The sequence below is a fragment of the Streptomyces sp. NPDC041970 genome, assembly GCF_055588985.1.
The window spans coordinates 58,610-67,495 of the sequence record NZ_JBVJCD010000038.1 but is presented as its reverse complement, the minus strand read 5'-3'; the positions used below and the strand labels follow the sequence as shown (position 1 = coordinate 67,495).

The following is an 8,886-nucleotide window of genomic DNA, read 5'->3' as shown; positions in this document are numbered from 1 at the left end:
GTAGCTAAGCGGGAAAGGGGGGGGGGGGGGGGGAGAGAGGGGGGGGGGGGGGGGGGGGGGGGGGGGGGGGGGGGGGGGGGGGGGGGGGGGGGGGGGGGTGCGGCCCCCCCCCCCCCCCCCCCCCCCCCCCCCCCCCCCCCCCACCGCCCGAGACACACGGAGCCCCAGCCGCACCCCCGGCGACCCCGGAGCCACCCGCCGCACCCCCGGCGCACAGGACCCCGACCGCACCCCCCGCGCACAGGGCCCCGACCGCGTCCCCGGTGCGCGGGACCTCGCCGGCGCGGACGACACCGTCGGCACCGCGGACGCCGGCGGAACCGAAAGCACCCGCACCCCCACAAGCGCCGGGGAGGCCGAAAGCGCCCGCGGCGCGAAGTCCACCGCCCGAACCGCGACCGGGCCCCCCGCCGCGCCCTCTCCGCTCACCACCCCCCGAGGCCGCCGCCCCGTCGTGGCGGCGCTGATGCTCGGCATGGCGCTGGCGGCCATCGACGGAACGATCGTGTCCACCGCCGTCCCCCAGATCGTCGGCGACCTCGGCGGGTTCACCGTCTTCTCCTGGCTCTTCTCCGGCTACCTCCTCGCCGCGACCGTCACCCTCCCCCTCTACGGGAAGCTGTCCGACACCTTCGGCCGCAAGCCGGTCCTGATCGCCGGGATCGTGCTCTTCCTGACCGGGTCGGTGCTCTGCGCCGCCGCCTGGGACATGACCGCCCTCATCGCCTTCCGCGTCGTCCAGGGCCTGGGCGGCGGGGCACTCCAGGGCACGGTGCAGACCATCGCCGCCGACCTGTACCCGCTCAAGGAGCGCCCGCGCATCCAGGCGAAGCTGTCCACCGTGTGGGCCACCTCCGCGGTCGCCGGGCCGGTGGTCGGCGGGCTGCTCGCCGGGTACGCCGACTGGCGGTGGATCTTCCTGATCAACCTGCCGGTCGGCGCGGTCGCCCTCTGGCTCGTGGTCCGCCACCTCCACGAGCCCTCCCGCCCCCGACCCGCCGGCCGCCCCCGCGTGGACTGGGCGGGCGCGCTCGGCGTCTTCCTGACGGGCGTCCTGCTGCTCACCGCGCTCGTCCAGGGCGGCGTCGCCTGGCCCTGGCTCTCCGCGCCCTCGATCTGCCTGCTCGGGGCGAGTGCGGTGCTGGCCGCGCTCACGGTCGCCATCGAGCGCCGGGCTGCGGAGCCGATCATTCCCGGCTGGGTCTGGCGGCGGCGCACCATCGCCTCCGTCAACCTGGCGCTCGGCGCGATGGGCCTGCTGATGGTCGCGCCGACCGTCTTCCTGCCCACGTACGCGCAGTCGGTCCTGGGCCTGGGCCCGATCGCCGCCGGTTTCGTGCTCTCCGTGATGACGCTGAGCTGGCCGGTCTCGGCGGCGCTGTCCGACCGGGTCTACAACCGCATCGGCTTCCGGCTGACCGCGATCGTCGGCATGAGCGCCGCCCTGCTGATCCTGCTGGCCTTCCCGTTGCTGCCCTACCCCGGCGCGGCCTGGCAGCCCGCCCTGATCATGCTGCTGCTGGGTGCGGCCCTCGGGCTGTTCCAGCTCCCCCTGATCGTGGGGGTGCAGTCGACGGTCGGCTGGTCGGAGCGCGGGACGACGACGGCTTCGGTCCTCTTCTGCCGCCAGGTCGGCCAGAGCGTCGGTGCGGCACTGTTCGGAGCCGTCGCCAACGGCATCCTCGCCTCCCGCCTGAGCACCGCCCCCGTGCCCGGCCTCCCCGGCGACCTGGACGCCGCCGCCCGCGCCCTGGGCGACGCGGACGCGCTCTCCGCACCCGCGGCGGACCATCTGCGCCGGGCCGTGGACGCGGCGGTCGACCACGTCTACCTGGGCGCGGCCGGGGCGGCGGCCCTGGCCCTCCTGGCCCTGGTCACCCTCGCCCCGCGCCGCTTCCCGGTCATCAGCGAAGCTCCGGACGAAGCCGCCGCACCCCCGCCCGCACCCGCCGGTCGACAGGAAACGACTTGATAGGCAAGTGAGTACTTGCCTATCATGGAGTTATGGCGGAAGATGTCTTCAAGGCCCTGGCCGACCCCACACGCCGGCGCATCCTGGACGAGTTGGCCGACCGCGACGGCCAGACCCTGTTCGAGATATGCACCCGGTTGGTGACCAAGCACGAGCTCACGCTGTCCCGCCAGGCGGTCAGTCAGCACCTGGCCGTCCTGGAGGCAGCGGGCCTGGTCGTCTCCCGCCGCCAGGGCCGCTACAAGTTCCACGACCTGAACATCACCCCCCTGGAGCACATCGTGACCCGATGGCTCAGCCCCGACCCGCCGGAGGGCGCCCCATGAGAATCCATCTGACGAGCGTCCTGGTCGACGACCAGGAGAAGGCCCTGCGCTTCTACACGGACGTCCTGGGCTTCGTGAACAAGCACGACGTCCCCCTGGGCGAGGACCGCTGGCTTACCGTCGTCTCGCCGGAGAGCCCGGACGGGACCGAACTGCTGCTGGAGCCCGACAAGCACCCCGCGGTCGAGCCGTTCAAGACGGCCCTGGCCGAGGACGGCATCCCGGCCGCCTCGTTCGCCGTGGACGACGTCCAGGCGGAGTTCGACCGACTGCGCGGACTCGGGGTGCGCTTCACCCAGGAGCCCCTGACGACCGGCCCCGTCACCACCGCCGTCCTGGACGACACCTGCGGCAACCTCATCCAGATCGTGCACAGCGCGTAGGGCGGCCCCCTCCGGCCACCGCGCCGGGGCGGACCGCGCCGACCGGGCTTGACCCTCACGCAGCGTGAGGCCGGAAGGTGAGTGCATGAGCGACTACGAGAACGCGTTCGACATCAGCCCCGTGCCCACCCCCGGCCCGGACGCGAAACCGCCGGAGCTGTTCCGCGGCATCTACGGAATGCCCGCCTTCGTGACGATCCCCACGGGCGACCTGGCGGAGTCGGTGGACTTCTGGACGCGCGGCCTCGGCTTCTTCGAGTTGTTCCGCATCCCCGACACCATCGTCCACCTGCGCCGATGGGCGTTCCAGGACGTCCTGCTCGTACCGGCGGCGAGCGTTCCCGAGCATCCGCCCGCGATGAGCGTCAGCTTCTCGTGCGTACTGAGCCAGGTCGACGGCATCGTCGAGGCCTGCCGCGCCGTGCGCCCCGGCTCGGTCGACGGGCCGCGGGACACCCCCTGGAACACCCGTGACATCGCAGTGACCACCCCCGAGAACGCGCGGGTCGTCATCACCGCCGCGAAGCCCTTCGATCCGGCCAGCCAGGAGGCGCGGAACCTCGCCGCCGTCGGGATCACCCCACCGGTCGGCGACACCGCCGACTCCGGCGACGAGGAGGACCATGCATGATCCGACCGGCGCGGACCCGGACCAGGACCCGGAGGAGGACCTGACCGTCGGCCAGGCCGCCGCGCGGCTGGGCGTGACGGTCCGCGCGCTGCACCACTGGGACGACATCGGTCTCGCGCGGCCGTCACTGCGCACGCCCGCCGGCTACCGGCTCTACACCCCCGCCGACCTGGACCGCCTGCGCCGCGTCGTCGCCTACCGCGAGATCGGCGTCGGCCTGGACGCGATGCGGGCCGTCCTGGACGACCCGACGGCGGACGTGCCCGGCGCGCTGCGCGCGCAGCGCGCCCGGATCGCCGAGCGGATCGAACGCCTCCAGCAACTCGACGCCGGACTGGAGCGGATGATCGACGCCCATGAGCGCGGCCTGCTGCTGACCGCCGAGCAGCAGACCGACCTCTTCGGCCCCCGGTGGGACCCGGACTGGGCCGCCGAAGCCCGGCGGCGGTACGGGGACACGGCGCAGTGGCGGCAGTACGCCGAACGCTCGGCCGCGCGCGGCCCGGAGGAGTGGCAGGCCGTCGCCGACGCCGTCACCGGCCTCGACCGCGCCCTCGCGGAGGCGATGGACGCCGGTGTCGTCCCCGGCAGCCCGCAGGCGGACCGGCTCGTCGAGCGGCACCGCGAGGTCTTCGCCGCGTACTTCCCCCTCACCCGGCAGATGCAGGTCTGCCTCGCCCGCATGTACGAGGCGGATCCGGGGTTCGCCGCCCACTACGACGGCATTCGCGCCGGACTCGCCACGTGGTTCCGCCGCGCCGTCGACGCCTGCGCCCGCGCCCACGGCGTCGACCCCGACACCGCGACCTGGCAGTAGGTCCGCGGGCCGGGGCCCCTCCACCCGACGCGTACGAGGACCCGCGCGGCCTCTCCGTACCGGAGTCGCCCCGGCGAACCGGACAGCCGCCACCACCGCGTTCGGCCGCCTGCCCGAGCCGACGCACGCCGAGGCGCCTCACGCCGACCTCGTCCGCTCCCCGACCGACCGGCCGGGGGCGGCGAGGGCCCCGGTGGACCGCTCAGTCCTCCGCCCCCGACGTGACCCGCCCCGTCAGCGCCGCCAGCGAACTGCGCACATGCGCCATGTGCGCCTGCACCTCGTCGCGGCGCTCCTCGTGGTCCCGCAGGATGCGCTCCGTCTCCCGCACCACCCGCTCCTCGCGGACGCGGGCCTCCGCCAGCAGCTCCGCCGCCCGCGCCTCCGCGTCCTCCTGGCGGTGCCGGGCCGTCTCCTCGGCCGCCGCCAACCTCCGGCCCGCCTCCGCCAGCAGCGCCTCGGCCCGCTCGGTCAGCTCCGCGAACCGGGCCTCCGACGCCGCCTCGGCGGCCGCCAGCTCGGCCTCGGCCTCCTTGCGGCGCTCGGTGTGCTCCTGCTCCTGGTGGGCCAGCACGCTCGCCGTGCGGCGGCGCGTCTCCTCCCACGCCGCGTCACCGGCCGCCCGCACCTTCTCGGCCTCCTGCCGGGCCTCGGCGAGCAGCCCCTCGGCCTCCCGGACCGCCTCCGCGACCCGTTCCTCGGCCGCCGCCACCGCCTCGGCGCGCACCGCGTCGGCCGCCTGCCGCGCCGCGTCCGCGAGCGCCCGGCCCTCCGCCTCGGCCGCGTCCCGCAGCTCCTGGCCGGCCGCCACCGCCTCCGCGTGCAGCGTCTCCGCCTCGCTCCGCGCCAGCGCCAGAATCCGCTGCGCCCGCTCCCCCAGCTCGGCGTAGTCCTGCTCCGGAAGCGCCGCGACGGTCTCCGCCAGCCGGGTCGCCTCCGCCGACAGCTCCTCCACCCGCTCCGTCAGCCGGGCGATCTCCGCGAGCGCGACGTCCCGCTCGGCCGTCAGGGCCGCCGTCGCCCGGTCCACCTGGTCAGGGCGGTAGCCGCGCCCGCGGACACCGACGACGTCAAACGCGGACACCGGTCCAGCACTCATCCCTGAAACCTCTCTCCGACTCGCCCACACGCTCCGACACCCCGCGCTACGTCAAGGATGCGGCAAGGGACGGGGAAGCCGGAATCGATCACCGCATTCAGGACGGGAACGACCGGCGTCACGGACCGGGCCGGACCGGCACACGGCGACGCCCGGCCCCGCCACCGGGGGCCGGGCGTCGCACGCTCCGCGCCTCAGCACGCGCCCGCCCCGCGCGTACGGACCCCGGCGTGGGGCCCGTACGCGTACGGATCAGAGCAGGCCGTCCCACATCTGCTCCAGCAGCACCGACCACCAGCTCTCCGGCGACGCCAGCGCCGCCGGGTCCAGCGCCACCAACTGCGCCTGGAAGTCCACGGTCCACCGGCCCGCCTGCTCCGGGTTCAACCCGAACCGCAACCGCCACATCCGGCCCAGCAAGGCCATCGACCGCACGAACTCCGGCAGCCCCGTGTTCACGAACTGCGGCGCAACCGACTGCCCGCCCGGCCCGGCCTCCACCGGGACGGCCACGATGTTCGCCGTCCCGTACTGCACGCAGATCGCCCGGCCGAAATCCGTCCCCATCACCAGGTACGAGCCCGCGTCCGGCGCGGCCCCCACCTGCCGCTGCGCCGCCAGCTCGCCCAGCGTCGGCACCACCGGCTGCCCCGGCTGCGCCCAGAAGAACGGCCCGAAATCGGCGGGCAGCCCCGCCCACACCAAGGTCCGCGCGACGACCTCCGGCACCCCCTGGCGGGACACCGCCCGCTGGTCGAACCGGAGCACGCCCTGCGGGCCGAACGCCTGCATCAGCTCCTCGGCCAACGCCTCCGGCGGCAGCGCCGGAGCGGGCGGCATCTGCGGCAGCGGCGCCCGCACCGGCGCGGGCCGCGCCGGACCGTCCGCCACCTGGTGCAGCTCGCCCTGGTGGGTCAGCAGATGCCGCATACCCTGCTGGCGGCTCGCGTGGTCCGCACCGTACGGAGCGACGCTCGTGATCCGCACCTGCGGCCAGGTCTCCCGGATCATCCGGGCGCAGTAGCCGCCCGGCAGCTCGCACGACTCCAGCTCGGTGTGCAACTCGATGACCTGCTGCGGCGGCACGTTCATCGCCCGCAGCTCGTGCAGCATCTGCCACTCGGGGTGCGGGGTGCCCGGCGCCGAGCGGCGGATCAACTGCTGCTCGCTGCCGTCCGGGGCGCGGAACCGCAGCACGGCCTGGTAGCCGGGGCCCACGGTCGGCTGACCGGCGGGCTGGTGCGGATAGCCGTACGCCGGGGGCGGCGGGGTGTGCGGACCCGGCGGCGGTACGGAACCGGGCGCACCGCCCAGCGGCGCACCGGGAACACCCGGCGGACCGGGCGGACCGACCAGTCCCGGCCCGGCGAGCATCGTCGCCGCGTGGTGCATCCCGCCCCCCGGAGGCGGCGTCGCACCGGGCGGCGGAGGCGGACCGGGCGGCCGCACGGCGCCCGGAACACCGGGCGGACCCGGCGGGTGCGGGGCGCCGGGGGCGCCGGGCGGGCCCGGCGGGTGGGGGGCGCCGGGCGGGCCCGGCGGCCTCGGCGCGCCCGGAGCCGGAGCGCCCGCGCCGATGCTGCTGCCGTCGGCGAGCATCGTCGCCGCGTGGTGCACCCCGCCCCCCGGAGGCGGCGTCGCACCGGGCGGCGGAGGCGGGCCGGGCGGGGGCGTCGCACCGGGCGGGCCGGGCGGAAGCGGAGGCGGGGTGGCCCCGGCATGGGCGGCCAGGTCCTGCTGGGAGACGAGTTGCGTCGGGATGTACCCGCCCGCCGGGGCGCCGGGCGCACCCGGCCCCGAAGGCGTCGCCGCCCGGCCCGCCGCCCCGCCCGTGTCGCCGCCGAGGCCCGCGGATCCCAGCTCCGACCCGAGCGCGGGCGCCACCTGCGTACGCGGCAACTGGCTCCCCCCGGACATCAGCGCGGTGGGCGCCTCCGCCGGGACGACCGGCGGCGGGGCCTCCTCGTCGTCCGTCCCCGAGAGCGGCGGCGCGAACACGGTCGCGGGCAACGGGACGGCCGCGTCGTCGGCACCGGAGTTGGTGTCCGTGCCCGCCCACGGGGTGGCCCCCGCCGGCGCCCCCTCGGACGCCGAGGACCCGTGCCCCCCGGCCGCGGGCCAGGACGCCCCGGAACCCGCGGCGGAGGGAGAGGAGGACGGCGAAGAAGGGGAAGCGGAACCCTGGGCCGCGTCCGACCCGGCAGTCCCGTCCGACGCCCCCTCCGCCTCCCGGCCCTCCGCGCGCCGATCCGGGATGCCCAACTTGTCCGCCGCTTCCTGGAGCCACTCGGGAGGGCTCAACAGGAACGACGTCTGGTGCAGGTCCGCCCGCCGCGGCGACTCCGGCACGACGGCCGGCTCCGCGCCCGGACCCCCGTACTCCTCCTCGTACCGCCGGATCACCTCACCCACCGGCAACCCCGGCCACAACGTGGCCTCACCGCTGTCGCGGGCGATCACCAACCGCTGGCGGCCCCCGTCCGACTTCGGGCCCTCCGCACGGTCCTCGGCCCACACCACGAAGCCCAGATCGAACTCCCGGACCCGCACCTCGCGGTGCTGGTACGCGGGCACGTCACCGTTGACCCATTCGTCGGCCCGCTCCTGCGCCTGCGCGAACGTCACCACCGCGCTCATCCCTCCACCGGGACGGCACGCGCGAACCCGCCGTCCACCATCAGATTCGCCACCGTCTCCAACTCCGGCGGACTCCCCGCCAACCGCTGGAGAAAGTCGTCGAAATCCGTACCGCACGGCAGCAGCAACCGCTCCGTACGCTCCTGCACGCCCCAACCGTCCCGGTCCCGCGCGTCGTCGTACGGGCAGAACCACACCGAACCCGGCTCCCGGCCGCGCACCTTCACCGCGAGAATCCCGCCCTGGACGAACGCGACGCCCAGGAAGTCCTTCGTGAAGTGGTCCCGCAGGCACTTGTTCACGTACACCAGGTCGTTCACCGCGGCCTCGTCGCGCACCGTGAAGAACGGCTGATCCACCAGCAGCCCCAGCTCCGCGTCCAACGCGACGCCCACCGGAGCCGAACCGCCCGCCGCCTTCAGGAACGAGCGGTACGCGCCGGGCAGCCGGTAGCCGAGGTCCTCCTCGACCCCCTGGACCTGCTGCTCGCTCACCGCCACCGCGCCCTTGGGCAGCCGGAAGTGCGCCGGACGGGTCTCCTGCAGCGGGCGCGTGCCCCGCCGGTCCTCGTCCACGTCCGTCGACGCCAGACCTCCGTGATGGCGCAACAACGCCTTCACCTCGACCGGCACCAGCTCCATCCGCCGGCCACCCGCCACGTGATGCCACGTCCAACCGTGCGGAGTCGCCACCGCCGGAACCGTGTCCCACAGACCGTGACCGCTCGCCGCCATCGCCGCGTTCGCCGACACGTAGTCGGTCAGGCGCAACTCGTCGATGCCGAAGCCAGGCGGCGGATCGGCGATCTCCGCGGCCGCCCGCGCATACGGCGAGAAATCCGGATGACCGTCCGCGTCCACCCGCACACCGCCGGGATGGCGGGACGCCCGAACCGGGTCCGGAAAGTGCACGACCTGCCCGGCATAGGCCGCGTTCGGTGGCGCGGCTTGCTGCCCGAGCCGACCTGTCGTCATGGCGGTTGCCCCCTGCTGCGTCCGGTGTTCCGCACAGCCTAAGCGGT

Annotated in this window: 8 protein-coding genes; 5 read left to right on the top strand and 3 right to left on the bottom strand. The window is 75.4% G+C overall.

What is annotated here, in order from left to right; genetic code table 11:
• Positions 1 to 454 precede the first annotated feature (454 nt).
• The 5 genes from ACZ6EJ_RS19370 (at position 455) to ACZ6EJ_RS19350 (ending at position 4,129) form a co-directional block, all read left to right on the top strand.
• Entirely contained in the window at positions 455 to 1,972 is a 1,518-nt protein-coding gene (locus ACZ6EJ_RS19370; protein ID WP_469268551.1) for an MFS transporter, read from the top strand.
• Positions 1,973 to 2,004: 32 nt separating this feature from the next.
• On the top strand, positions 2,005 to 2,298 hold the full coding sequence (locus tag ACZ6EJ_RS19365) for an ArsR/SmtB family transcription factor (protein ID WP_469268549.1): 294 nt from the start codon (positions 2,005 to 2,007) through the stop codon (positions 2,296 to 2,298).
• Positions 2,295 to 2,681: a VOC family protein gene (locus ACZ6EJ_RS19360; protein WP_469268548.1), complete on the top strand. Its 387-nt coding sequence runs from the start codon at positions 2,295 to 2,297 to the stop codon at positions 2,679 to 2,681. Before ACZ6EJ_RS19365 ends, ACZ6EJ_RS19360 begins: the two co-directional genes overlap by 4 nt.
• Before the next feature lie 85 nt (positions 2,682 to 2,766).
• A complete protein-coding gene (locus ACZ6EJ_RS19355) occupies positions 2,767 to 3,312 on the top strand; it encodes a VOC family protein (protein ID WP_469268546.1) in 546 nt (181 codons plus the stop codon).
• Positions 3,305 to 4,129, top strand: coding sequence for a MerR family transcriptional regulator (locus tag ACZ6EJ_RS19350; RefSeq protein ID WP_469268543.1), 825 nt, complete (start codon positions 3,305 to 3,307; stop codon positions 4,127 to 4,129). The genes ACZ6EJ_RS19355 and ACZ6EJ_RS19350 overlap by 8 nt, the downstream gene beginning before the upstream one ends.
• A 202-nt stretch (positions 4,130 to 4,331) precedes the next feature.
• Here ACZ6EJ_RS19350 and ACZ6EJ_RS19345 read toward each other — a convergent pair whose 3' ends face one another.
• The 3 genes from ACZ6EJ_RS19345 to ACZ6EJ_RS19335 form a co-directional block, all read right to left on the bottom strand.
• Positions 4,332 to 5,228 (bottom strand): cellulose-binding protein, encoded by an 897-nt coding sequence (locus ACZ6EJ_RS19345; RefSeq protein ID WP_469268541.1) that lies wholly within the window; start codon positions 5,226 to 5,228, stop codon positions 4,332 to 4,334.
• A gap of 252 nt (positions 5,229 to 5,480) precedes the next feature.
• Positions 5,481 to 7,865, bottom strand: coding sequence for an SUKH-4 family immunity protein (locus tag ACZ6EJ_RS19340; RefSeq protein WP_469268539.1), 2,385 nt, complete (start codon positions 7,863 to 7,865; stop codon positions 5,481 to 5,483).
• Complete coding sequence (locus ACZ6EJ_RS19335; RefSeq protein WP_469268538.1) at positions 7,862 to 8,839, bottom strand: SMI1/KNR4 family protein; 978 nt, start codon at positions 8,837 to 8,839, stop codon at positions 7,862 to 7,864. The genes ACZ6EJ_RS19340 and ACZ6EJ_RS19335 overlap by 4 nt, the downstream gene beginning before the upstream one ends.
• Positions 8,840 to 8,886: the final 47 nt, after the last annotated feature.

Excerpts from the sequence above, each read along its gene's own strand:
- ACZ6EJ_RS19335 (WP_469268538.1), bottom strand. The coding sequence starts at position 8,839 with ATGACGACAGGTCGGCTCGGGCAGCAAGCCGCGCCACCGAACGCGGCC.
- ACZ6EJ_RS19355 (WP_469268546.1), top strand. The coding sequence starts at position 2,767 with ATGAGCGACTACGAGAACGCGTTCGACATCAGCCCCGTGCCCACCCCC.
- ACZ6EJ_RS19345 (WP_469268541.1), bottom strand. The coding sequence starts at position 5,228 with ATGAGTGCTGGACCGGTGTCCGCGTTTGACGTCGTCGGTGTCCGCGGG.
- ACZ6EJ_RS19360 (WP_469268548.1), top strand. The coding sequence starts at position 2,295 with ATGAGAATCCATCTGACGAGCGTCCTGGTCGACGACCAGGAGAAGGCC.
- ACZ6EJ_RS19350 (WP_469268543.1), top strand. The coding sequence starts at position 3,305 with ATGCATGATCCGACCGGCGCGGACCCGGACCAGGACCCGGAGGAGGAC.
- ACZ6EJ_RS19365 (WP_469268549.1), top strand. The coding sequence starts at position 2,005 with ATGGCGGAAGATGTCTTCAAGGCCCTGGCCGACCCCACACGCCGGCGC.
- ACZ6EJ_RS19340 (WP_469268539.1), bottom strand. The coding sequence starts at position 7,865 with ATGAGCGCGGTGGTGACGTTCGCGCAGGCGCAGGAGCGGGCCGACGAA.